This is a genomic window from Aeromicrobium sp. Leaf289 (assembly GCF_001423335.1).
In the GTDB taxonomy this organism is placed as follows: domain Bacteria; phylum Actinomycetota; class Actinomycetes; order Propionibacteriales; family Nocardioidaceae; genus Aeromicrobium.
Genome location: NZ_LMNK01000002.1, coordinates 157,187 through 180,394, shown reverse-complemented (window position 1 = coordinate 180,394; position 23,208 = coordinate 157,187). Strand labels below are relative to the sequence as shown.

20 protein-coding genes and 1 tRNA gene are annotated in these 23,208 nt (G+C 72.8%); 8 read left to right on the top strand and 13 right to left on the bottom strand.

Features of this window, described 5'->3' with window-relative positions; genetic code table 11:
* Nucleotides 1–16 precede the first annotated feature (16 nt).
* A tRNA-Arg gene (locus ASF37_RS04805) sits at nucleotides 17–89 on the top strand.
* Nucleotides 90–131: 42 nt separating this feature from the next.
* Here ASF37_RS04805 and ASF37_RS04800 read toward each other — a convergent pair.
* The 6 genes from ASF37_RS04800 to ASF37_RS04775 all read right to left on the bottom strand — a co-directional run bounded on the left by ASF37_RS04800 (nucleotide 132) and on the right by ASF37_RS04775 (nucleotide 5,256).
* Entirely contained in the window at nucleotides 132–1,001 is an 870-nt protein-coding gene (locus ASF37_RS04800; RefSeq protein ID WP_056552094.1) for a glycosyltransferase family 2 protein, read from the bottom strand.
* Nucleotides 998–2,026, bottom strand: a complete 1,029-nt coding sequence (locus tag ASF37_RS04795) for a glycosyltransferase (RefSeq protein WP_056579323.1) — start codon at nucleotides 2,024–2,026, stop codon at nucleotides 998–1,000. Before ASF37_RS04795 ends, ASF37_RS04800 begins: the two co-directional genes overlap by 4 nt.
* Complete coding sequence (locus ASF37_RS04790; protein ID WP_235492844.1) at nucleotides 2,023–3,147, bottom strand: glycosyltransferase; 1,125 nt, start codon at nucleotides 3,145–3,147, stop codon at nucleotides 2,023–2,025. The genes ASF37_RS04795 and ASF37_RS04790 overlap by 4 nt, the downstream gene beginning before the upstream one ends.
* Nucleotides 3,117–4,283: a glycosyltransferase family 4 protein gene (locus ASF37_RS04785; protein ID WP_056575021.1), complete on the bottom strand. Its 1,167-nt coding sequence runs from the start codon at nucleotides 4,281–4,283 to the stop codon at nucleotides 3,117–3,119. Before ASF37_RS04785 ends, ASF37_RS04790 begins: the two co-directional genes overlap by 31 nt.
* A gap of 171 nt (nucleotides 4,284–4,454) precedes the next feature.
* Entirely contained in the window at nucleotides 4,455–4,769 is a 315-nt protein-coding gene (locus ASF37_RS04780; RefSeq protein ID WP_056552086.1) for a hypothetical protein, read from the bottom strand.
* A 4-nt stretch (nucleotides 4,770–4,773) separates the two neighbouring features.
* Entirely contained in the window at nucleotides 4,774–5,256 is a 483-nt protein-coding gene (locus ASF37_RS04775; protein WP_055961525.1) for a pyridoxamine 5'-phosphate oxidase family protein, read from the bottom strand.
* A 118-nt stretch (nucleotides 5,257–5,374) separates the two neighbouring features.
* Here ASF37_RS04775 and ASF37_RS04770 point away from each other — a divergent pair, with 118 nt between their 5' ends.
* From ASF37_RS04770 to ASF37_RS04755, 4 genes are all read left to right on the top strand, one after another.
* A complete protein-coding gene (locus ASF37_RS04770; RefSeq protein WP_055961522.1) occupies nucleotides 5,375–5,806 on the top strand; it encodes an SRPBCC family protein in 432 nt (143 codons plus the stop codon).
* A 171-nt stretch (nucleotides 5,807–5,977) separates the two neighbouring features.
* Nucleotides 5,978–7,465, top strand: coding sequence for an MDR family MFS transporter (locus ASF37_RS04765; RefSeq protein ID WP_056579321.1), 1,488 nt, complete (start codon nucleotides 5,978–5,980; stop codon nucleotides 7,463–7,465).
* A 64-nt stretch (nucleotides 7,466–7,529) separates the two neighbouring features.
* A complete protein-coding gene (locus tag ASF37_RS04760; RefSeq protein WP_056552082.1) occupies nucleotides 7,530–8,249 on the top strand; it encodes a sulfite exporter TauE/SafE family protein in 720 nt (239 codons plus the stop codon).
* Nucleotides 8,250–8,475: 226 nt separating this feature from the next.
* Entirely contained in the window at nucleotides 8,476–10,620 is a 2,145-nt protein-coding gene (locus tag ASF37_RS04755) for a DEAD/DEAH box helicase (RefSeq protein WP_055961514.1), read from the top strand.
* Between the two features lie 90 nt (nucleotides 10,621–10,710).
* On the opposite strand, the gene ASF37_RS04750 is transcribed toward ASF37_RS04755, so the two are convergent.
* Together ASF37_RS04750 and zwf are read right to left on the bottom strand one after the other, a co-directional pair.
* The gene (locus ASF37_RS04750; RefSeq protein WP_056575013.1) at nucleotides 10,711–12,636 is read right to left on the bottom strand and encodes a glycoside hydrolase family 15 protein; all 1,926 of its coding nucleotides are present in this window, start codon (nucleotides 12,634–12,636) and stop codon (nucleotides 10,711–10,713) included.
* The gene (zwf, locus tag ASF37_RS04745; RefSeq protein WP_055961508.1) at nucleotides 12,633–14,042 is read right to left on the bottom strand and encodes a glucose-6-phosphate dehydrogenase; all 1,410 of its coding nucleotides are present in this window, start codon (nucleotides 14,040–14,042) and stop codon (nucleotides 12,633–12,635) included. Before zwf ends, ASF37_RS04750 begins: the two co-directional genes overlap by 4 nt.
* A 309-nt stretch (nucleotides 14,043–14,351) precedes the next feature.
* On the opposite strand from zwf, the gene ASF37_RS04740 reads away from it, so the two are divergent.
* A complete protein-coding gene (locus tag ASF37_RS04740) occupies nucleotides 14,352–16,061 on the top strand; it encodes a hypothetical protein (RefSeq protein WP_156368129.1) in 1,710 nt (569 codons plus the stop codon).
* Here ASF37_RS04740 and ASF37_RS04735 read toward each other — a convergent pair.
* The 4 genes from ASF37_RS04735 to ASF37_RS04720 all read right to left on the bottom strand — a co-directional run bounded on the left by ASF37_RS04735 (nucleotide 16,042) and on the right by ASF37_RS04720 (nucleotide 20,994).
* The gene (locus ASF37_RS04735) at nucleotides 16,042–18,507 is read right to left on the bottom strand and encodes an ATP-dependent DNA ligase (protein ID WP_082506479.1); all 2,466 of its coding nucleotides are present in this window, start codon (nucleotides 18,505–18,507) and stop codon (nucleotides 16,042–16,044) included. The two genes, ASF37_RS04740 and ASF37_RS04735, sit on opposite strands and share 20 nt — an antisense overlap.
* A 35-nt stretch (nucleotides 18,508–18,542) precedes the next feature.
* The gene (locus tag ASF37_RS04730; protein WP_055961499.1) at nucleotides 18,543–19,385 is read right to left on the bottom strand and encodes a Ku protein; all 843 of its coding nucleotides are present in this window, start codon (nucleotides 19,383–19,385) and stop codon (nucleotides 18,543–18,545) included.
* A gap of 111 nt (nucleotides 19,386–19,496) precedes the next feature.
* Entirely contained in the window at nucleotides 19,497–20,039 is a 543-nt protein-coding gene (locus ASF37_RS04725; protein WP_055961495.1) for a hypothetical protein, read from the bottom strand.
* Nucleotides 20,040–20,241: 202 nt separating this feature from the next.
* Nucleotides 20,242–20,994: a CatB-related O-acetyltransferase gene (locus ASF37_RS04720; RefSeq protein WP_056579315.1), complete on the bottom strand. Its 753-nt coding sequence runs from the start codon at nucleotides 20,992–20,994 to the stop codon at nucleotides 20,242–20,244.
* A gap of 137 nt (nucleotides 20,995–21,131) precedes the next feature.
* On the opposite strand from ASF37_RS04720, the gene ASF37_RS04715 reads away from it, so the two are divergent.
* Nucleotides 21,132–22,091, top strand: a complete 960-nt coding sequence (locus ASF37_RS04715; RefSeq protein ID WP_156368128.1) for a GGDEF domain-containing protein — start codon at nucleotides 21,132–21,134, stop codon at nucleotides 22,089–22,091.
* On the opposite strand, the gene ASF37_RS04710 is transcribed toward ASF37_RS04715, so the two are convergent.
* A complete protein-coding gene (locus tag ASF37_RS04710; RefSeq protein ID WP_082481037.1) occupies nucleotides 22,082–22,492 on the bottom strand; it encodes a DUF3817 domain-containing protein in 411 nt (136 codons plus the stop codon). The two genes, ASF37_RS04715 and ASF37_RS04710, sit on opposite strands and share 10 nt — an antisense overlap.
* A gap of 56 nt (nucleotides 22,493–22,548) precedes the next feature.
* Here ASF37_RS04710 and ASF37_RS04705 point away from each other — a divergent pair, with 56 nt between their 5' ends.
* A complete protein-coding gene (locus ASF37_RS04705; RefSeq protein WP_055961486.1) occupies nucleotides 22,549–23,190 on the top strand; it encodes a hypothetical protein in 642 nt (213 codons plus the stop codon).
* The last annotated feature ends 18 nt before the right edge of the window (nucleotides 23,191–23,208 follow it).

Genomic DNA, 23,208 nt, shown 5'->3' with positions numbered 1-23,208 from the left:
CCGTCCTTCGGGACGTGCGCCCGTAGCTCAACGGATAGAGCATCTGACTACGGATCAGAAGGTTTGGGGTTCGAATCCCTACGGGCGCGCAGATCGGCCCCGAGCGTCTCGACGCTCGGGGCCGTCGCCGTTCACAGGGCGTCGGAGACGCCGGTGGAGGCCACGCGGTAGCCGTCGTCGTCGGCGTGGACCAAGCCGCGCTGCACGAACGCGTCGAGCCAGCCCTCCATCGGCCACCAGCCCCAGCGGGCGTGGAAGACGTGGGCGTTGCGGACGATGTCGTGCAGGTGCTGCACGGGCGGGTCCTGCGTCGGGTGGTGCTGGTGGGCGGCGCGCGCCCCACCCACCCAGGCGATCGGCACGCCGGCCGCGGCAGCGCGTTGCGCGAAGTCGGTGTCCTCCCCGCCGTAGCCGACGTAGGCCTCGTCGAAGCCGCCGATGCGCCCCCACGTCGCGGCCGTCACGGCGAAGGACAAGGACCAGAACAGCCGGTGCCCGTGGGGGTCGAGATCGACCGTGCCCGGTGGGGGCGCGGGCCGCGACCGGTGCGGTCGGCCCAGCTCGGCCACGGAGCGCAGGTCGTAGCCGCCGGGAGGTGCCGGCGGCAGGTAGGCGACCGGTCCACAGAGGAGGGCGCCGTCGCAGTCGGGTCGGCGCGAGGCGACGTCGTACGCCAGGGCGAGACCGGGCGAGGCCAGGCAGTCGACGTCGAGGAAGACCAGCAGGTCCGCCCCTCGCTCGAGGGCCGTGCGGGCTCCGAGGTTGCGGGCCGCGGCCAGCGGGAGCCCGGCGTCACTGGCGTCGATCTCGACGACGTGCGGCGTGGGCGGGAAGCCGGTCCGCCACCGCGCCGGCCACGGGTCGTCCATCGCCACGACGATCCAGTCGTCGAGGAGCACCGCCGAGCGCCCGAGGGACCGGTGCTGCAGCTGCAGGTGGTCGTGGCGACCGTGCGCGACCGTCACGACGGCGATGCGGGGCGCGGCGGCGTCGAGGTTCACGCGCCCGCCCGTCCCGCGACCTCGAGCACCACGGCGGCGAGCCGCCGCGCCCCCTGCCCGTCGTTCCATCGCTGCCACGCGGACCCGTCGAGCTCGGCGACCCGGTCGAGCACGTCGGGCCAGCCGTCGTCCGCGAACTCCTGGAGCACCAGCACCGGCAGCCGGCCGTCGGCGGCGAGTGCCGCCGCGCTCGTGCGCTGCTCGTCGTGGGGACGCTCCTGCGGGATCACCACGGCCGGGCGGCGGGCCGCGGCAACCTCGGCCAGGGCGTTCTGCCCGGCGTGGGTCACGACGACGTCGGCCCGGCAGAGCGCCGCCCACGGGTCGTCGACCCAGGTGCCGTCGGGGCCGCCCAGCAGCGTCCAGGTCCAGCCCGGTGTCGACGCCCGGGAACGGTCGAGAGCCTTGGTCGTGAGCGCGCTGCCACCCGCGCCGGAGAGGACCACGACGTGCCGCGTCCCGTCCTCGGACGGTGCCGGGCCCGGCGGCACGGGCTCACGGCCGTCGAACCGGGAGAAGGCGCCGACGTGGACGAGGCGTGGGTCGTCGGGTGCCACCCCGCGCACGACGTCGGCGACGTCCGCAGGCCACGGCGCCACGAGCCGCTCGGCGAGGCCCAGGCCCAGCGTGTGGGGAGGATCCGTCCGGTCGCCGGGCTGGATCAGGGACACGACGGGGACGCCGTGCAGGCGGCACAGCGTGGCCACCTCGACCGACGTGTCGACGACGACGACGTCGGGTCGAGTCGCGTCGATCCAGCGCGAGATCGTCGACATGCGCGAGCGCAGCCCGGGGTGCCCTCGTGGGACCCAGTGGAAGGTCCCACCCGCGGTGGCGTCCTCGGGCAGCTCGAACGGGTCGGCGTCCGCGTCCGGGTCGAGCTGGACCCAGAGCTGCGGCCATCCGGTCGGCCGCGGCAGCGACGACAGCCCGGTGACCTCGGTGCCCGACGGCAGGTGGGGGAGCAGGGAGCCGGCGCGCGTCACGTGGCCACGGCCGTGGTGGTGCACGTAGTAGCCGATCATGCCGGCGTCTCCGCGACCGACGACACGGTGCTCGACGGACGCGGCGCCCCGGCGCGGCGGTACAGGTCCTCGTAGCGGCGGACCATTCGGTCGAGCGAGCAGTGGCGCACGGCGTGGGCACGCACCGCCGCGCGGTCGAGGGACGCCGCCTCGAGTGCCGCGCGCGCCAGGTCGTCGACGTCGTCGGGTCGCGCCAGCCGGCCGGCGTCCACCCCCACCACCTCGTCCAGTGCGCCGCGGGCGAACGCGGCCACCGGGGTGCCGCACGCCATCGCCTCGGCGGCCACGAGCCCGTACGGCTCGTCCCACTGCGGTGACACGAGTGCCACCCGGGCACGGCCGACCACGTCGGCCAGCTCGTCGGTGCCGAGGTGGCCGAGTAGACGCGCGTCGTCACCGAGCAGCGGTGCCACCGTCTCGGCGAAGTAGCCCGGATCGAGGACCGGGCCGGCGAGGTCGATCGGCAACCCGGCACGTCGGGCCGCGGCGATGGCGAGGTGCGGCGCCTTCTCGGGGACGATGCGGCCGGTCCACACGGCTCGGTCGCCGCCCGGGCCCGGACGCCACCGGTCCGTGTCGACGCCGTTGGGCACCACGTCGGCGCTCACCACGTGCGACCAGGCCTGGGCGGTGTGACGACTCACGGCCGCGAAGCGGGTCGTGGACGGCGCCAGCGACATCGCCGACTCCAGCCAGCCGAGCGGCGGCGTGTGCAGCGTCGTCACCATCGGCAGGCTCAGCGCCGACGCCATCGCGACCGGCAGGTGGTGCAGGCTGTTGTTGTGCACGACGTCGAAGCGCTCGTGCCCGTGGCTCACCAGGTCGAGCATGAGCGCGAGGTAGGCGTGGTGATCCTGCATCCACGTGTCAGGGTGTGCGCCGACGTCGGCGCGTGCGGCGTCGCTCGGACGGAAGCGTCGCACCGGCAGCTCCTCGACGCCGAGCGTCGGGTCCGAACCCGGCGCGGCGAACACGCTCACCCGGTGACCTCGCGCCGTGAGCGCGGTCGCGAGCGTGGCGGTGTGGGCCTCGAGGCCGCCCTGGAACGGCTCGGCGATCGGGAAGCGTGACGAGGCGACGAGGCAGACCCTCATCGCCGTCCCGCCGCGGGGAGCGTGCACGCGTCGGTGACCAGGCTGCCGTAGATCTCGGCGTGCGCGGCGGCGAGGTCCTGCCGTTGACGCAGGCGCTCCGCCGCCGTCGGCGCCGGGACCGGCGTCGAGGTGTAGGCCTCGAGCACGGCCGCCTCGAGGCTGCGTGCGTCGAAGGCGTCCTCGGTCAGGGTGAAGGAGTGCACCGGCGCCTGGTCGGCGTAGTGGCCGCAGGTCGGCGCGGCCACCGGGGTGCCCACGTCGCGGCAGAGCTCGAGCCAGCCCGAGTGGGTGCCGAAGCGGTACGCCAGGACCGACAGGTCGAGCCCGGCGAGGTGGTCGACGAGCTCGTCGTCGGAGAAGTAGTCGTGCACCCGGACGTCCACGTGGTCCGGGGCGTCGGCGAGCATCCCGGCGAGCCCGGGCTCGAACCGGGCGCCGCCGGGGTCGAGGACGTCGGTGTGCCCGTCGACCTGCAGCACGCCACCGGGCAGCCGGCCCACGGTGTCGACCAGCACGGGCAGCACCGACATGGGGTCCATGCAGGCCCGCAGGCTCTTGACGTGCAGGCCGACGCGGAACTCGCCCCCCACGCGGTCGATCCGGGTGGCGGGCGCCTCGCGCACGCGGGTGCGCCGCTCCATCTCGGCGAGGTCCACCACGTGCGGGTGCGGGAGCACGACCGCGTCCCGCCCCCAGCGGCGCCGGATCTCATCGGCCGCGCCGGGGGTGAGGGTGACGACCACGTCGGCGGCGCGCAGGAGCACGTCGAGCTGCTCGTCGTGCAGGTCCGGCGTCGGGTGGTGCGGGTTCCGCAGGTCGTGGACCGTGTGCACGAGCGGCTTGTCGTGGGTGGTGAGCGCGTGCACGACCTCCTCCAGCTGAGACGGCGCGAGCGCGTCGAAGCCGAACTGCAGGTGCATGACGTCGAAGTCGTCGTGGTGCCGCTCGATCCATCGGGGGTCGAGCATCGCCGGCGGCCACCACGGGGTTCCCGGGACGAGGGTGCCGCCGTCGGGTGCGGGGTCGAGAAGGCGTTGCACGGCGTCGTCGTGCGCCGGGTCGGGCGCGGACAGGTGCCGCACGTACACGTGGGACGCGGGCACGGACGCGACGCGCAGCCACGTGGGGGTGGTGGTGGCGTCCGCGGCTCCGGTCAACGTCATGCACTCGTCCTCTCGATCGACCTCGGCGGACTCGAGCCGCCGCCCTGGGCGTACCCGCTGACGAGACGTCGAACCGCGCGGCGCCGTTGCGAGGAGGTGGGCAGAGGAAGACCGCCCCGGGAAGGGTGCCCGGGGCGGCCTGTCGGTGGTCCTCCACGGCGAGGCCGTGGCTCAGAGGTCGAGGGTGCCCACCCAGCGTTCGCCCTCGTCGCCGCCCCAGGCGTCCCAAGCCACGCGACCGGGTGACGGGAAGCCGTCGGTGCCGTGCTTGAAGCCCTTCGCGTCCTTGTCGACGGAGTGCCGCGCGAAGTAGGCGCGCATCTTCGTGGCCTGCTCGTCGCTGAGCTCCTCGCCGTTCGCCAGCTGGTGGGCCCGGTGCCGGCCGGTGTCGGTGAAGTTCCGTCCGGCCTTGCCGTCCTCGATCCACCGCACCGCACGCTGCGCCGTCTCCTGCACGCCCTTCGGCGGCTGGTGCTCGCCGCTCATCGGCTCAGGGGTTCTCGACGACGCCGTGGTCGCTCTTGTACGGCTCGCCGGTGACCTTCGACTTCACGAGGCTGATCGCCGTGGCGACCTTGCTGCCCGGTGTGTCCCAGTACTCGGCGCGATCGACCCTGACCTTGATCAGCGTCGAGTTGCTGCCCTCGGGTCCCTCGGGGAGCCACGCCTCGGCGAAGGAGCTCCACAGCTCCTTGAGCTTGTCCAGGTCGTCGACCACCTCGGCGCGGCCGGTGAGGGCCACCCACGAGTCCGAGGAGCTGAAGGTCAGCTGCACGTCGGGACGCTTGGCGACGTCCTGCGTGTGCTCGGTGTCCTTGGCCGTGATGAACCACAGCTCGGCGGGGTCGAGGTCGGTGTCCTGGCGCGCCATCGGGATGCTGCGCAGGGTGCCGTCGTCGGTCGTCGTGGTGAACATCGCGATCCGCAGGTCGGTCAGCAGGTCGTCGAGCGTCTTCTCTTCTCCGGTGCTCATTCTCGTTCCCCTCTTCGTGGTGTCTTTCCTCCAACGTAGGTCGGGCTGCAGGGGGCCGCAGCGCGAGCGAGTCGCTCGTCGGGATGCCCGCTTCCGGATCGTCGCGCAGGCTGGAGACATGACCGAGATCAGCAGGACCTTCACCGTCGAGCCCGCCCCCGCGACCGTCCTCGAGTACCTCAAGGACTTCTCCCACGCCGAGCAGTGGGACCCCGGCACCGAGTCGTGCACGCAGAACGGCGTCGGTCCGGTCGCCGTCGGCACCACGTGGCACAACACCTCGAAGATCGCCGGCGTGAGCACCGAGCTGACGTACGAGCTCACCGAGCTCGACGACCGCCACGTGCAGTTCGTCGGCACCAACGAGACCGCCCACACCACCGACACGATCACCGTCGAGCCGCACGGCACCGGCAGCGAGATCACCTACGTCGCGAACATCGAGATGAAGGGGGCGGCCAAGCTCGCCACCCCCGTCGTCAAGCTGGTCTTCGAGAAGATCGGCAGCGACACCGAGGACGACATGGTGCGGGTGCTCAACGGGCTCTGAGCCTAGACGCCGCCGGCTGCGCCGTCGGCCGGGGAACACCTGGCCGGGTGAGGGCGTTGGAAGGTTCTGTCGGCGGAGCGTGGTGACATGGTCCGCATCGTGTTCCGATCAGGAATACTGACGTCACGGACCAGCGCACCACGCGCACCAGCACCGAGCACCAGGGGTGGCATGACCAGCACGACCCAGCACGACGTCGACGTCGAGACGTCCGGCCCTGAGACGACCGGCAGCGGGGCACTCCCGCGCGAGCACGTGCTCGTGATCGCCACCCTCCTGGTGGCGTCGTTCGTGGTGATCCTGAACGAGACCGTCATGAGCGTCGCCATCCCCGTCCTCCAGGAGGACCTGGGCGTGCCGCCGTCGACGGGCCAGTGGCTCACCACGGCGTTCATGCTCACGATGGCCGTGGTCATCCCGCTCACCGGCTTCCTCATCCAGCGGGTCGCCACGCGGACGCTGTTCGTCGCGGCCATGTCGCTGTTCACGGCCGGCACCGCGCTCGCGTTCTTCTCGACCACCTTCGCGGTGCTGCTCGTGGCCCGCGTGGTCCAGGCGTCCGGGACCGCGGTCATGCTGCCGCTGCTCATGACCACGGTCATGACGATCGTCCCGGCTGCTCGCCGCGGCGCCATGATGGGCAACATCACCGTCGTCATCGCGGTGGCTCCGGCGCTCGGGCCCACGATGTCGGGCTTCGTGCTCGACCACCTGGGCTGGCGGTGGATCTTCGGCGTGGTCGCTCCCATCGCGCTCGCCGCGCTGGTGATCGGTGCCCGCTACGTCGTGAGCGTCTCGGCCACGGGGAACCAGCGCATCGACGTCGTGTCGGTGCCGCTGTCGGCGCTCGGCCTCGGCGGGCTCGTGTACGGCCTCGTGGGCATCGGCGAGCACGCCCAAGGATCGTCGGGCACCCCCACCTGGCTGCCGTTCGTCGTGGGCACGGTGGCGCTGGCCGCCTTCGTCGCCCGCCAGCTCCACCTGCAGCGCACCGACCGCGCCCTGCTCGACCTGCGCGTGTTCACGTCGGGCCAGTTCCGCATCGCGCTCGGCGCGATGCTCATCGGCATGTCGGCCATGTTCGGGTCGTTCCTCCTGCTGCCGCTGTTCGCGCAGCAGGCCCTCGGGCTCTCGGCGCTGCAGACCGGCCTCATCACGCTGCCCGGCGGCATCGTCATGGGCGTCACCGGTCCTTTCGTCGGCCGGCTGTACGACCGGTACGGCCCGCGGGTCCTGGCGGTGCCTGGGTCGGTGCTCGTCTCGGCCGGCCTCTGGCTGCTCGTCGACGTCGACGCGGACACGTCGCTGGGCTGGCTGGTCGGCGCCAACCTCGTGCTCATGCTCGGCCTGTCGGCCACGTTCACGCCGCTCATGACGACCGCCCTCGGATCGGTGGAGCCGCGGCTCTACTCCTACGCGAGCGCCGTGGTCAGCACCCTCCAGCAGGTGGCCGGTGCTGCGGGCGCGGCGCTGTTCATCACCATCATGACCGTGGTGTCCAGCGCCGGCGTCGAGTCCGGGATGGGCGAGGGCGCCGCCTTCGTCGACGGTGTGCGGCGGGCGTTCCTGGTGGGCGCGCTGCTCAGCCTGCTGCTCGTCGCGCTGGTGCCGTTCCTGCGCAAGCCCGACGCCGAGTCCGCCGCGCCCGCCGTGCACTGACCCCCGGCCCGGAGGCCCCGCGAGGCGGTGGCGAGGCGGTGCCTAGGGTGGTCGCGTGGGGGAGATGAGCACGGTCGCGCTGGTCGTCGTGCTCCTCGCGATCGTCCTCGGTGCCTTCGTGCAGTCGACGGTGGGCATCGGTCTCGGTCTGGTCGCCGCTCCCGTGGTCACGCTCGCGGCCCCGCAGCTCATGCCCGGCGGGATGCTCATGGTGGTCGTGCTGCTGCCCATCGTGACGCTCGCCCGCGAGCGCGACGAGATCGACTGGGGCGGACTCGGGTGGGCCTTCCCGGCGCGCGTCGTCGGGACCGTCGTCGGCGTGTGGGTCGTGGCGAGCGTCGACGACCGTCAGCTCGGCATCGCCGTCGGCGCCATGGTCCTTGCGGCGGTGCTCCTCACCGCGCGCACCGTGGTCATCCCGGTCAACCGAGGAACCCTCAGTGGTGCCGGATTCGTCAGCGGTGTCACCGGGACCGCGTCGTCGATCGGCGGTCCACCGCTCGCCCTGCTGCTCCAGCGACGGACGCCCCGGCAGATCCGGACCACGCTCGCGGTCTACTTCCTGCTCGGGTCCCTGCTCAGCCTCGTCGGGCTCGCCTGGGCCGGCGAGCTCACCGTCGACGAGGCCTGGTTCGCGCTCGCCGCCGTGCCGGCGCTCGTGCTCGGCTTCGCGGTGAGCGGGCCGCTGCGGCGGCGGCTCCCGGCCCACGTCGTGCGACCCCTCGTGCTGCTCGTCAGCGGGGCGTCGGCCGTGGCCCTCATCGTCCGCTCGACGTTCGGCTGAGAGGCTCCCGCACCCCGAAACGCCCCGCACGCAGGCGTCGTGCACCGCAACGGTCTACACTTGGCCCAGCAGGTGCCGCACGGCCCGCGCTCGTGGGGATGACGCTCAGCCGCCGCCCCACCGCCGATCTCACTGGCGGGCGAGCCGCCGTACGCCCTGTCGCGGGGGACGGACCAGCCGTCCGCCGCCGACCGTGACGGACGTCCGGTCGCGGAGGAGGAGCCTGTTGGCCACACGAACCCAGCGCCAGAACCCCCAGCGCCAGAACGCGCAGCGCCAGAACGCGCAGCGAGGCAGCAACGGGCCACGGCGCAAGAAGCACGACGACGACACCGGCCTCATGCCCGTGCTCGCCAAGGCCGTGCGCGAGGTCGAGAACGCCGTCCAGCGACGCCGCGTCACCGCCACCACCCGCGCCACCTTCCAGGCCGTCGGCCTGCTCGTCCGCGAGGAGCGCGCCCGCGTCAAGACCGCGACCGACCTCACCGAGCCCCAGCGCGCCGACCAGCTCAAGCGACTCGACGGTGTGGCCACCATCCTGGCCAAGACCGCCACCCGCGAGCCCGCCCTCCTCATGCTCCTGACCGAGGAGGCCGAGGTCTCCGGCTCCACCCTGGCGCTCAAGCGCGAGCTCATGGCCGCCGCCGGCCTCGAGCTCGCCGCCGAGCCCACCCCCGATGCAGCCGTGCGCGTCGACCGCTCCGTGGTCCCCCGCTCCGTCATCGCGCGCCAGCTGGCCAACCCCTTCATGGCCCCCGACTTCACCGACGAACCGCCTCCGCGCACCGGCCCCAGCCGTCTGGCCACGTGGGAGCTCCTCGGCCCGCTGCTGTCGTCGTTCGAGCGCGCCGCGGCCGGCGCCCCGGCCTGCATGGAGCTGCCCGAGCCGATCCCCGGCATCGTGCGCGGCCCCGAGCTGATGCGCCACCAGGCCGAGCTCGTCGCTGCTGCGGCCGACGGTCACCGCACCTTCCTGCTGGCCGACGAGCCGGGCCTGGGCAAGACGGCCCAGTCGCTGCTCGCGGCCCAGGCCGCGGGCGCCTTCCCGCTGCTCGTCGTCGTCCCCAACGTGGTCAAGGCCAACTGGGCACGCGAGGCCGGGCTCTGGACGCCGCACCGCCCCGTCACCGTGGTGCACGGCAACGGCGACGACATCGACGCCTTCGCCGACATCGTGGTCGTCAACTACGAGATCCTCGACCGGCACGCCGGCTGGCTCGGCGACCTGGGCTTCCGGGGCATGGTGCTCGACGAGGCCCACTTCATCAAGAACACGTCCTCCCAGCGCTCGCGCCACGTGCTCAAGATCGCCGACCGCATCCGCAGCCGCACCTCGCGGCCGCTGATGATGGCGCTCACCGGCACCCCCCTCATCAACGACGTCGACGACTTCCGCGCCATCTGGCAGTTCCTCGGCTGGATCGACGAGAAGAAGCCGATGCCCGAGCTCATGCACGCGCTCGACGAGACCGGTCTGACCCCGCTCGACGCCGGCTTCTTCCCTGCCGCGCGCCAAGCCGTCATCGACCTCGGGATCGTGCGGCGCCGCAAGATCGACGTCGCCGCCGACATCCCCGCCCGTCGCATCGCCGACATGCCCGTCGAGCTCGACGGCGAGGCCGGGCGGTCCATCCGTGCGGCCGAGGCCGAGCTGGCCCGTCGTCTGGTGGCCCGCTACGACCGCGCCGCCGCCGCTCGCATCGAGGCCGGCCACCCGGTCGCGGAGGTCCTCGACCTCGACCTCGTGCGCAAGGTCGCCGCCTGGGAGCGCGAGGAGGCCAACGAGTCCACGGGCGAGAACGTGTTCTCCATGGTGCGTCGCATCGGCCAGGCCAAGGCCGGGCTCGCGGCCGACTACACCGCCCAGCTGGCGCGCAGCGTCGGCAAGGTCGTGTTCTTCGCCAAGCACCTCGACGTGATGGATGCCGCGCAGAAGGCGTTCGAGGAGCGTGGCATCGGCTACACCTCGATCCGGGGCGACCAGACCGCCGCGGCCCGCACCAAGGCGATCGACGCGTTCCAGAACGACCCGGGCACGCAGATCATCGTCTGCTCGCTCACCGCGGCCGGCGTCGGCATCAACCTGCAGGTCGCGTCGAACGTGGTCCTGGCCGAGCTGTCGTGGACCGACGCCGAGCAGATGCAGGCCATCGACCGCGTGCACCGGATCGGGCAGAGCGAGCCCGTCACGGCGTGGCGCATCATCGCCTCGCAGACGATCGACAGCCGCATCGTCGAGCTCATCGACAGCAAGGCCGGGCTCGCCGCGCGTGCCCTCGACGGTGAGGACACGGAGGTCGAGGCGACCGACGTCCAGCTCGAGGCGCTCGTCGGCATCCTGTCCGACTCCCTGCGCTCCCGCCGCCGCTGACCCGAACGTCTCGCCGTCTCGGACACTTCTGGGGGTGTCCGGAGCCCGAAAGTGCCCCGGACGTGTCCGAGACGGAGGGACTGGCGCGGGTCAGCCGAGGGCGCGGTCGAGGTTGATCGCGGCACTGATGAGCGAGAGGTGCGTGAAGGCCTGCGGGAAGTTGCCCAGCTGGTCACCCGTGGCGCCGATCTGCTCGGCGTACAGCCCCAGGTGGTTGGCGTAGGTGAACATCTTCTCCAGCGCCACCTCGGCCTCGCGGTGCCGTCCGGCCCGGGTCAGGGCCTCCACGTACCAGAACGAGCACAGGCTGAACGTGCCCTCGCCGTCGTGCAGGCCGTCGCCGTCGGTGTCGGTGTCGGCGACGCCGTCGGGCGCGGCGTGCACGTCGTACCGGAACACCAGGCTGTCGGCGACCAGCTGGTCCTCGATCGCGGCGAGCGTGGAGAGGAAGCGCGGGTCCACCGGCGAGCAGAACTTGACCATCGGCATCAGCAGCACGCCCGCGTCGAGCACGGGGGCGTCGGCCTGGTCCGCGTCGGGGTCGACCTCGGCCAGGGTGAACGTGCGGTGGTGCTCGTCCCAGTGGTTCGTCAGGATCTCGTCGTGGATCGCGTCGCGTACCCGCGCCCACGCCGACAGGTCACCGGGCAGCCCTCGCTGGCGGGCCATGCGGATCATCCGCTCCACCGCCACCCAGCACATGAGCCGGCTCGTGGTGTGCGCCCGCACGTCGCCGCGGATCTCCCACATGCCGGCGTCGGGTGAGTCCCAGTGCTCCATCACCCAGTCCAGCACGCGGCGCAGGTCGTTCCAGGCGTCGTGGCTGATCCCGGGGCCGTACTTGTCGAACAGGTAGACCGCGTCGATGACCTCGCCGTAGATGTCGAGCTGCAGCTGGTCGACCGCGCCGTTGCCCACTCGCACCGGGCGCGAGTCGGCGTAGCCGGCCAGGTGGTCGAGCGCGTGCTCGTCGACCGGCGCCGACCCGTCGATGTCGTAGAGCACCCGCAGGGGTCCCAGTCGCTCGGCGTCGTCGCGCTCCTCGCCCAGACGCTCGGACAACCAGCGCGTGAACGCGTTCGCCTCCGAGGTGAACCCGAGCCGGAGCAGCGCGTACAGGCTGAACCCGGCGTCGCGGATCCACACGTACCGGTAGTCCCAGTTGCGGGAGCCGCCGATGGTCTCCGGCAGGCTCGTCGTGGGCGCCGCGACGACGGCGCCGGTCGGCTCGTGCGTGAGCAGCTTGAGCGTGATCGCCGACCGGTGCACGGTCTCGCGCCAGCGTCCCTTGTAGGTCGACTGCGAGATCCATCCTCGCCAGAACGCCGACGTCGCCACGAAGAGCGCCGACGTGTCCTCGACGCCGCACGTCTGGAACGCCGACGGCTGCCCGTCGGTGGTTCCCGTCGGGTCCTTGCCGGCGTCGAGGACCTCGAGCACGAACAGTGCGTGCTCGCCCTCGTCGAGCGTCACCTCGGCGACGACGTCGAGCCCGTCGACCTCGAGCGCCACCGTGGAGCTGATCCCGAGCCGGACGGCGGGATCGTCGCCGAGCGCCGGAGCCGACACGACGATGCCGCCGTCGACCTCCTCGACCTCGGGGTCCTGCCGTGCGTAGTGCGGTCGTGCCGCCACGCGAGAGCGCACGACCGACCGGCCGCGCACCGCGGTGACACGCCGCACGAGTCGTTGGCGGTGGTCGGCGTCCTCGGCCTTCAGCACCGGCATGAAGTCGTGCACCTCCACGACGCCCTCCTCGGTGAGGAAGCGCGTGGCGAGGATGGCGGTGTCGGGGAAGTAGAACTGCTGGGAGCGCACCGAGCCGTCGACGGGGCTGAGCTCCCACGACCCTCCCTTGTCGGCGTCGAGCACCGACGCGAAGACGCTCGGTGCGTCGAAACGGCCCGGGCAGAACCAGTCGATCGTGCCGTCGGTGCCCACCAGTGCGGCGGTCCGCAGGTCGCCGATCAGTCCGTGGTCCGCGATCGGCAGCGGTGGCGTGGTCGGGCGAGTCACCGCAGGTGCCAGCCGCGCTCGCCCGCGAGATCGAGTGCCGCCTGGGGTCCCCAGGACCCCTGGGCGTACGTCTGCACCGGTGGCGGGTCCTCCAGCACGGGCGTGATGACCTGCCAGAGCCGGTCGACCTCGTCGCCCCGGGTGAACAGCATCTGGTCGCCCTGCATCACGTCGAGCAGCAGGCGCTCGTACGCCTCGAGCGGCCGGTGCTCCTCGTCCTCGTCCTCGGCGTCGGGCAGCGTGAGGGTGGCGGCGGCACGCTCGAGCTCGAACGTCGGCCCGGGGCGCTTCACGTTGAGGCTCGCCGTCACCTCGGGCACCTCGCCCAGCTCGAGGACGAGACGGTCGTCGCCGTCCTCGCGCGACTCGAACAACGGCTCGGGTGCGCGGAAGAACAGCGTCACCGTCCGGCGGGTCGCCGCCATGGCCTTGCCGGTGCGCAGCAGGAACGGGACACCGCGCCAGCGGTCGGTGTCCACGTGCACGCGCACGGCCACGAAGGTCTCCGTCGTGGAGTCGGCGTCGACCCCGTCCTCGTCGGTGTAGCCCTCGTACTGCCCGCGCACCACGTCGTCGGGGGCCAGCGGCTGCACCGCCTCGAACACGGCGGCCTTCGCGTCGCGCAGGTGGTCGGCGTCGATGCCGTCGGGCCGCTCCATGGCCAGGAAGCCGAGGACCTGCGACAGGTGCGTGGAGACCATGTCGCGCAGTGCACCGGTGGCCTCGTAGAACGCGCCCCGGCCCTCGATGGTCAGCTCCTCGGGCACGTCGATCTGCACGGCGCACACGTGCTCGGCGTTCCACGACGGCTCGAGCAGCCCGTTGGCGAACCGCAGCGCCAGCACGTTCTGCACCGCCTCCTTGCCCAGGAAGTGGTCGATGCGGAACACGGCGTCCTCGCCGGCGACGTCGTCGAGCGTGGCCTGCAGCGAGCGCGACGACTCCAGGTCGGTGCCGAACGGCTTCTCCACGACGATGCGGGCGTCGTCGGCGATGCCCTCGGCGCCCAGCATGCGGATCATCGGCTCCATCGCGGCGGGTGGCACCGACAGGTAGACCAGGCGACGGGCGTCGTCGCCCAGCTCGGACTCGGCATCGCGCACCGCAGCCGCCAGGGCGCTGCCGTCGTCGGCGTCCGACGTCTGGAACGTCACGCGGGAGACGAACGCGTCGGCGACGTCGGCGTCGAGCTCGTCGACCGTGTCGCGCAGACCGTCGAGCACCTGCTGGGCGAAGTCGCCGTCGGGCTCGTGCCGTCCTGACCCGATCACCCGGTAGTCGGCGGGGAGGCGGCCGGCCGCGGCCAGGCGGTACAGGCCGGGGAACAGCTTGCGACGGGCGAGATCGCCGGTGGCGCCGAAGAGCACGACGACGTGCGGCGGCAGGGCGGTGGGGGAGTCAGGCACGACACGTCCTCGCGTCGGGGGAGCAGGGGCACCACCCACGCTAGGAGCGGGTGGGTGATGCCGCATGGCGACCGCGGCGGAAGGAGCGCGTCCGACGAGGAGGAATCGGACGCCCCGGCGCTTCTCGAGGGCTCCGGGACGTCCGTCCGGGCATCGCGCCACACCCCTGGAGGCGGGCGTGCCCAGGGCAGCATATCCGAAGTTGGACTTTCGTTCGTGTACGGCGCCTCGGGGTGGTCGCTACGATGACGCTCCGACGATGCGTCGACGACGCCTGGACGCCGTCCGGGACCCGGGGGAGGGGTGGCCGTGAGCGACGCCGAGATGGACGGACCCGACTCGGACCGCCTGTGGGGTGCGGAGTGGTGGGAGCGTCTCGCCGACGCGCGTGAGCGGTGGCGCGAGGGTCACGTCGGGACGGCACGGACCCTCGACGGGGTGGTCCGCACCGCCTTGTTCGTCGCCTTCGCCGTGCTCGTCGTGACGGTCAGCGTCTCGCCGGTCCTGCGCGCGGGACTCGGTGCGTGGCTGGGCGGAGCCTGGCTGGCGCTGCTGGGCTTCGTGCTGCTGCGCACCAAGACCATCGCCTGGTCGACGTACTGGTGGATCTTCACGGTCGCGCTCGGCTGGTCCTTCGTCGCGAGCGTCGGTCTGGGTTCCCTGGCCTCCTCCGTCTCGGCCAGGGGCGCGGAGGCCGCAGGTCCGGCGGTGGGCATCGCGTCGATCGGCGAGGAGGCGCTGAAGCTGGCGCCCCTGCTGCTCATCGCGGTCTTCGCCCCAGGACGGGTGCACCGCTTCTCGGTGGCCGACTGGGTGCTCGTCGCCCTGGCGAGCGGCGCGGCCTTCACGGCGGTCGAGGAGTTCATCCGACGGGTCGCGAGCATCGGTCTCGAGGGTGGCGGCGTCCCCGACAGCTTCCTGTCGTTCGGGGTCTCCGGGCTGCAGCTGGCCTACGACGGGGCGGTGGCCTACCCCGGCCACCACGCCGCCACCGGCATCACGGGTGCAGCGGTGGGGCTGGGCATCGCGCTGGTGCGTCGGGCACGGCGCGACATCGGCTGGCGGAGGGCGGCGCTGCTCGCCGCCGGGGTCGCGCTCCCGGTGCTCGTGTGGTGGCTCTTCGTCGTGCGGCACGCCGCGCTCAACGCCTTCGGCGTCGGCGTCGACCTGCCGGGGCCGATGGCCTTCACCGAGGCGCTGCTGCCACCTGCGTGGGGACGCACGCTGACGGTGCTGCTGGTGCTCCTGCTGGTGCAGCTCGTCGACGCCCGACGCCTCGCCCGCTGGCGGGACGCCAGCCTGGAGGACGGTCCCACCCCCGCCTGGCTCGACCGGCTGCTCGACACGACGGAGCGCTGGCGCGCCGCGGACGGCCCCGCGCGGTACGGAGCCCCCGTCGTGGAGAGCGCCGGCCACCTCGGCCACGTGGTCGGGCGCGACGTCCGCCAGCTCGCGGAGGTCGTCGGGAGCCAGGATGGGACGAACCGATGGTCGATCCTGCGGTCTTCTCGTACGCTCTTGGCCATGCAGCGAGAGATGCGACAGATCGTCCAGCACCTGGATGGCGCTCCGTCGCGTCCTTCGGTGGTCCGCTCGGTGGCCCTGGTGGCCCTCGTCGCGCTCGGTGCGGTGACCCTGCTCGTGGCCCCGGCGGTGGCCGACGACGTCCAGGCCGCGGCCGACGCCGGCCAGGCCTGGATGGCCGGCCTCCTCCAGCAGCTCGACCAGTGGTGGAGCGGCGCGAGCTTCATCGACCAGGTCCTCTTCACGAGCGGCACGGTGGCCGCCGCGAGCCTCTCGTCGGCCGCGCTCGGGCGGTCGCCCGGCTCGCTGCGCGAGACGACCCCCGTGGGTGCCGTCGCGGCGCTCGGCCACGGCGCGCTGGCCGCCGGCCTTCGGGTCACGGGGTCCTCGGCCAACGCCACGTCGCCGTGGGTGGCCGAGACCGACCGCTACCTGGCCGATCCCACCGGCTGGCGCACCGCCCAGATGATCCGACTCAGCGCGCCGGGAGCCTGACCGGCTGCACGTCGGCCACGGTCTTGTCGTCGCGCAGCCCGCGCCACACGGGGTGGCGCAGGTGGCCGGAGTCGGTCCAGCCTGCCGACGTCACCTCGCCGATGATCGTGGGCTCCACCCACACGGCCTCGCGGGCGACGTCGCGTGGCGCCGCCACCGTCGCCTCGTCACGACGTGCCTGCTCCAGTCGTGCCGCGAGGTCGGCCAGCGTGCGCTCGGCGAACCCGGTGCCCACACGACCGGCGTAGACGAGCGTGCCCTCGGCGTCGGGAACGGCGACGAGGAGCGACCCGATGCCGCCGCCGCGACCTCCCTTGCCGGGTCGCCAGCCGACCACCACGACCTCCACGTGCTGCTCGTGCTTGAGCTTGACCCAGTGCGCCGACCTCGCGCCGGGCCGGTACCGGCTGGTGCGACGCTTCGCCACCACGCCCTCGAGTCCCAGCTCCCGGCTGGCCTCCATCGCGGCCTCCAGGTCACCGTCGAAGGCGGCCGGCACGTCCACGCCGTCGGCGTCGTCGAGGTCGAGGCCGAGCAGCAGCTCGCGACGCTGCTCGTAGGGCAGCCCGGTCACGTCGGCACCGCCGAGCCTGAGCAGGTCGAACCCGACGAACCGCACCGGCACGCTGCGGCGGGCCGCGGTCACCTCGCGCGGCTTCGTGAGCCCGATGCGCTGCTGGATGCGTCCGAAGGAGGGGGAGCCGGCGTCGTCGAGGGCCACCACCTCGCCGTCGACCACGGTGTCGTCGAGGTCGAGCGTCTCCAGCGCCTCGGTGATCTCGGGGTAGGTGGCGGTGACGTCGCGACCGCTGCGCCCGACGAGCCGGACGGCGCCCGCGTCGCACGTGGCCACCACGCGCACCCCGTCCCACTTCATCTCGAACGCCCAGGCGGCCGCGTCGGCGTGGGCGTCGAACGTGCCGGCGCGCGTGGCGAGCATGGGTGCGACGGTGTCGAGCCGTCCGGGGTCCGGCGACGCCCCCTCGTCGGCGCTGTCGTCGGGGCCGTCGTCGCTGCTCGCCTCGTCGCTCTCCGGTCTCTCCTCGGCCGGCGCGCGGGCCGGGTCCATGCGGTGCATGAGCCAGTTCTCCCCGGTGCGGATGAGCGCGAACCGCACGCTGCCGCCGAGCCCGCCGCCTTCGCTGCCGTGCAGGGTGGCGATGACCTCGCCGTCCTTCCACTTCTCGAGCGCGTACGTGCCGTGGTCCCAGATCGTCACCTCGCCAGCGCCGTACTCACCCTTCGGGATGGTGCCCTCGAACGTGGCGTAGTCCATGGGGTGGTCCTCGGTCGGCACCGCCAGGTGGTTCTTCCCGGGATCCTCGGGTGGACCCTTCGGCACGGCCCACGACACGAGCACCCCCTCGCGCTCCAGTCGCACGTCGTAGTGCAGCCGGGTGGCGTGGTGCTCCTGGACGACGAAGACCGGCCCGTCACGGTCCGGGTCGGCGCTGTCGTCGGCCGGAGCGTCGGCGGGGACGGGCTCGGGCGTGCGGCTGGGGTCGCGCATGGACCGGTAGACCGTCAGGCGGTCGGGCGCTGCGGTCCCGGACGCGGCCGCGTCGATGTCGCTGCTCCCCGCCCCCAGGCCGGAGAGGGGGTCGTCGGAGCGCTCCAGCACCTCGGCCATCGTCAGGTGCCGCAGGTCGGGACCGAGCTCGTCCCAGTGCCGTGGCGCAGCGACGAAGGGGCCCTCGCCGTCCGGCGCCGCGCGGCCACGCAGCGAGTAGGGAGCGATCGTGGTCTTGGCCTGGTTGTTCTGGCTCCAGTCCACGAGCACCTTGCCGTCGCGCAGGGACTTCTTCATCGACGAGACCACGAGGTCGGGCATCGCGTCCTCCAGGGCCGCGGCGACCTGCTTGGCGAAGGAGTTCACGTAGTCGGGTCCGTGCTCGCCGGTGAGCCGGGCGTACAGGTGCAGTCCCTTGCTGCCGCTCGTGACGGGCCAGGCCGTGAGCCCCACGTCGTCGAGCAGCTCGCGCGCGGCGAGTGCCACCTCCACGCACTCGGCCAGACCCGCCCCGGGACCGGGATCGAGGTCCAGCACCAGGCGGTCGGGATGGCGGGGCGTGCCGTCGGCGTCGACCCGCCACTGCGGCACGTGCAGCTCGAGCGCCGCCACCTGCCCCAGCCACGCCAGGGTGGCCGCGGAGTCCACGATCGGGTACACGTTCACGTGGCTCTTGTGCCGTACCACCACCCGGCGCACCCAGTCCGGCGCCGAGTCGGGCAGGTTCTTCTCGAAGAAGAGCTCACCAGGATGCTCGGTGTCCCCGACGCCGTTCGGCCACCGTTTCCGGGTGGCCGGACGACCGGTCGCCCACGGCAGCAGCCGGTCGGCGACCGCCACGTAGTACGAGATCACCTCGGCCTTGGTCGTGCCCGACGCCGGGTAGAGCACCTTGTCGAGGTTGGTGACGCGCAGGCGGCGACCGTCGACCTGCACGGTCTGGGACGACCCGCGACCCGCCACGACCGCGGTCAGGCCTTCTTGCGGGCGCGCGGCTTGGTCGCGTCACCCGAGCCCTGACCACGCCGCTCCTTGCTGCGCTCGACGCTGCGCTTCAGCGCCTCCATCAGGTCGACGACCTCGGCGTCCTCGCCCTCGTCGTCCTTCTCGCCGAACGTGGCCGCGGTGTCGATCGTGTCGCCCTGCTCCAGCTTGGCCTCCACGAGCGTGCGCAGCTGCTCCTGGTAGTCGTCGGTGAACTGCGACGCGTCGAAGTCGGCTGCCAGGGAGTCGACCAGCTGGGCGGCCATGTCGCGCTCCTTGGCGCTGATCCGCGGCACCTGGTCGAGCACGTCGAACTCCGCCTCGCGGATCTCGTCGTCCCACAGCATCGTCTGCAGCAGGAGCGTCTTGTCGCGCACCCGCAGCACCGCGAGCCGCGTCTTCTGCCGCAGCGCAAACCGCACGACCGCGCTGCGGTCGGTGTCCTCCAGGGCGCGCCGCAGGAGGGTGTAGGGCTTGATGGCCGTCTTGTCCGGCTCCAGGAAGTAGGCCTTGTCGAGCCGGATCGGGTCGATCTGCTTGGCCGGGACGAACTCCACGACCTCGATCTCCTTGGCCGTCTCGGCCGGCAGCGAGGCGAAGTCCTCCGGGGTCAGGACGACCGTGTTCTCGCCGTCGTCGTAGGCCTTCGCGATGTCCTCGTAGGCCACGACCTCGCCGCAGATCTCGCACCGGCGCTGGTAGCGGATGCGGCCGCCGTCGTCCGCGTGCACCTGGTGCAGGGACACGTCGTGGTTCTCGGTGGCGCTGTAGACGCGCACCGGCACGTTGACCAGCCCGAAGCTGATCGAGCCCTTCCAGAGCGAGCGCATGAGACCAGTCTTCCCTAGGTGGACGGAGTTGGGGAAGGCGCGCGGCCGGCCCGCACGCACGTCGGGCCGGGACCTCGGCGGTCCCGGCCCGACGTACGGGTGCTGCTACGGCTACTTCGAGCCGGGTCCGTCGACCGCGTCGAGCGAGTCGGCGGTGGGGGCGGCGCCGGGGGGCGTCGAGCCCGACGGCGGACGCGGCGCGGGCGCCGGAGCCGGCTGGTACGGCGGCGGGGGCGGAGCCTGCTTGCCCTTGAGCGTGGCGAAGGCGGCAGCACCGGCGCCGGCGATCAGGCCCAGGCCGACGATGCGACGCAGACGACGCTTCTTCTTCGGCTTGACCTCGTCGGGCAGGCGGTCGGCCACGCGCTTCGGCAGCTTGTCGTAGGTCTTCTCGTTGAGCTCGGGCGTGCGCTCGAGCAGCTCGTCGCGCAGCTCCGGGAGGCGCTCGCGCAGCTCGGCGACGCCGTGGCTGGCCTTCGCCGCGACGATGTCGCGCACGTCGGCGGCACCGGACTGGGTCTTGGCGACGACGCTGTCGCGCACCTCGGGAGCGTGGTCCACGAGCTGCTGGCGGACGTCGTCGGCCTGGGCGAGGAGGTCCTCGAGGCGGCTCTGGAGCTTGTCCTTGACGGTCTTGTTCTTCCTCAGCGGCATGCTGACACGGCTCCTCGGTGGTCGATGGTGCTTCTCGCTGTCGACACTATCGCCGGTGCCCCTGCGGTGCACCCTGTGGCGGTGCCGTGCCGTTTCTCCGCCCGCGGCCCGGAACCCCCGCCGGTGCCGTTTCTCCGCCCGCGGCCCGGAACCCCCGCCGGTGCCGTTCTCCGCCCGTGGTGCGGAACCCCCGCCGGGCGGTTCAGCCGCGCAGGCGACGGGCCGCGCGACGCCAGCGCGACGCGGGGGCCGGCGCGGTCGGCTTGACGATCTCGACGAACCCCGGTGCGTAGGGCTCGAGGCCGGCGTCGACGCGGCGACCGATCTCGGCGGCGGCCGCGCGGGGGTCGGCGAAGGGGACCCCGCTCATCTGGTTGGGGGAGAAGCGCCACCACTGCAGCCGGAGCAGCTCCTCGACGACGTCGTCGGGGAGCCGGCGGCGCAGGACCCTGGCCGGCAGCCCGGCGGCGATCGAGTACGGCGGGAGGTCCTTCGTGACGACCGCGCCGGCGGCGACGACGCAGCCGTCGCCGATGCGCACACCCTTGAGCACCACCACGTTGGCACCCAGGTGCACGTCGTTGCCGATGACGGCGGGCTCCTCGCCGCGGGTGCCACGGAACGAGGTCCGTCCGTCCGCCTCCGGGTCGACCGTCTCGACGGCGTCCGCGCTCGGGTGCCACCCCCAGGTGCTGGCGCGGTACTGGAAGGCGGAGGCGCTGAGCCACGTGGTGGGGTGGCTGATGGCGCCGAGGATGCTGCCCGGCCCGATCTCGCCGTACCGACCGACGTCGGCCGACTGGATCTCCACGATCTTGCCGAACTCGGTGAAGGCGCCCACGTGCGTATCGGAGCGGATCGTCAGGGCCCCGATGATCCGCACGGGCGGCTCGGCCAGGAACCGGGCGCCGTTGGACCGGTTGATCCGCTGGGCGCCGCGCGCGTGTTGCTCCACGGCGTCAGGGTATCGGCGCCCGGCAGAGGCTTTGGTCCCCCGTCCGGCCGTTCCGGCCCCGGTGCCTTCGCTGATCGGTGATCATGGACCCCGACGATCGGGGCCGAGCGGGTCGGGGTGGGGAAGCAGGGGTGCACGTGCCGGGTTCCGTCGTCGTCGCCGGCCGCAGGTACCCGGCGATGACCGTGGCCACCGTGCTGCTCAACCTGATCGCCGTCGCGATGCTGTCGCTGACGCTGCTCACGTGGCGCCCTGACAACAACCCCAGGTCCGCGCTGGTCGCGCTGATCGTCACGGCGGTCGCAGGCCTGGTCTGGACGCTGGCGCGCGGCGCGCTGCTCGAGCAGCGCGACGTGGCCGTGATGGTCGCCCTGGCGTTCGGCGCTCTCGCAGCGCTCACCTGGGGGACGGAGCGCGAGCTGGCGGCGTTCGCGAACGGCTCCAGCGTTCCGATGCTCTCGGTGTTCGCCGTCTGGTTCCTGGCCATCGGGTTGGCGCGGGTGATCGCGTACGTCGGCACGGCGGTGTGGGGACTCGCGATCGCGAGCCACGCCGACGAGACGTTGCTGGTGCCCGCCGTCACCGTGGCCGTGCAGGTCGTGGTGGCGACGGAGGTCCTGGGCAGGCTCCGGGCCCGGCTCGACCAGCTGGCCCGCACCGACGAGCTCACCGGAGCCCTCAACCGTCGAGGTGCACACGCCCTCGTGACGCAGCAGCTGACGCGCAGGGCGCGACTCGGCACGCCGCTCACGGTGCTGGCGCTCGACGTGGACGACCTGCGCGCGGTGAACAACCGGGACGGTCACCCGGCCGGCGACGCGATGCTGCGGGCGATCGTCGACCACCTGCGCTCAGGGCTCCGACCCGGCGACGAGGTGGGCCGGCTCGGTGGTGACGAGTTCCTCGTGGTGCTGCCGGGCGCGGATCACGGGGTGGGTGACGTCGTGGCCCGACGGCTCGCCGAGGGAGCGCCGGCCTCCTGGTCCGTCGGGGTGGCCGAGGCGCGGGCCGACGACGACCCGGCGGCGCTGCTGGCCCGGGCCGACGCGCGGATGTACGAGCGGAAGCAGGCCCGGCGGGGCCTGGATCAGGCCTGAGGCGTGGGGGCGGACGTGGTCCGGGAGTCGACTCGTGCCGGGCGGCCGAGGAGCCCGCGTCGGTCGGCCAGCACCTCGAACACGACCGTGAAGAACGGCGGGATCGCGGCGAGCAGCGCGAGGACGAGCGTCTTGAAATTCCAGCCGAAGGTGCGCCAGGCGACGAGGGCGGACGCGCAGTAGGCCACGAAGAAGGCGCCGTGGATGGGGCCGGAGATCGGGACGCCACCCTCGATGCCGCTGTGCGGGTCGTCCTGGACCACCCACTTGAAGAACATCGTGACGAGCAGGACGGCCCACGACACGGCCTCGGCGAACGCGAGCGCGCGGAAGGTCGGTCGGACCCAGGCCGGGTGGGTGCCGTCGGGGGAGGGGGCATCGGTGCGGCTGGCGGCGTTCACGGCGGCCAGAGTAGCGGCGCAACGCAAAAGAAACACCGGCGTGGTGAGATGTGCCCATGGCCTACCTGCTGCGCGTGGAGCTGCCCGACGTACCGGGCTCCCTGGGCGCGATGGCGTCGGCGCTCGGTGGTGCAGGTGCCGACATCGAGGCCATCGAGATCGTGGAGCACCGCTCCGACGGCAAGGCCGTGGACGACGTGCTCCTCGAGCTGCCGCCCCAGGTCATGGCCGACGCGCTCATCACGGCCTGCCACGAGCTCGAGGGCGTGCGGGTCCACTGGATCAGCCGCTACAACGCCGGCGCGAACCTCAGCATGGACCTCGAGGCCGTCGAGGCGTTCACCGCCGAGCCCGCGCACGCGATCGAACGGCTCGTGGAGGTCGTGCCGGCCACCTTCCGCACCGACTGGGCCATGGCGGTGCACCGGGTCGACGGGGAGCCGGCCGTGCTCAGTGCCTCGCCCTCGGCGCCGAAGCTGGTGCCTGACGCGGCGTCGTGGCTCTCGATCCGCAGCTCGCGTGCGCTCGACTCCGTGGACGCCTGGTCGTCGACGTTGCTCGCCGGCACCCAGGCGAAGGACCGCAGCGGTCAGGTGTTCGTCGTCGTGGTCGGACGCCACGGCGGACCGGAGTTCCTGGCCTCCGAGCTGGCCCGGCTGGGCCACATGGTGAGCCTCGCCGGGTCCGTCCAGGCCTGACGCGGCTGGGCCGGACGG

Coding starts and splice junctions, on each gene's coding strand:
- ASF37_RS04795 (WP_056579323.1), bottom strand. CDS start 2,026: ATGATCGGCTACTACGTGCACCACCACGGCCGTGGCCACGTGACGCGC.
- ASF37_RS04785 (WP_056575021.1), bottom strand. CDS start 4,283: ATGACGTTGACCGGAGCCGCGGACGCCACCACCACCCCCACGTGGCTG.
- ASF37_RS04780 (WP_056552086.1), bottom strand. CDS start 4,769: ATGAGCGGCGAGCACCAGCCGCCGAAGGGCGTGCAGGAGACGGCGCAG.
- ASF37_RS04775 (WP_055961525.1), bottom strand. CDS start 5,256: ATGAGCACCGGAGAAGAGAAGACGCTCGACGACCTGCTGACCGACCTG.
- ASF37_RS04770 (WP_055961522.1), top strand. CDS start 5,375: ATGACCGAGATCAGCAGGACCTTCACCGTCGAGCCCGCCCCCGCGACC.
- ASF37_RS04765 (WP_056579321.1), top strand. CDS start 5,978: ATGACCAGCACGACCCAGCACGACGTCGACGTCGAGACGTCCGGCCCT.
- ASF37_RS04760 (WP_056552082.1), top strand. CDS start 7,530: ATGAGCACGGTCGCGCTGGTCGTCGTGCTCCTCGCGATCGTCCTCGGT.
- ASF37_RS04730 (WP_055961499.1), bottom strand. CDS start 19,385: ATGCGCTCGCTCTGGAAGGGCTCGATCAGCTTCGGGCTGGTCAACGTG.
- ASF37_RS04725 (WP_055961495.1), bottom strand. CDS start 20,039: ATGCCGCTGAGGAAGAACAAGACCGTCAAGGACAAGCTCCAGAGCCGC.
- ASF37_RS04705 (WP_055961486.1), top strand. CDS start 22,549: ATGGCCTACCTGCTGCGCGTGGAGCTGCCCGACGTACCGGGCTCCCTG.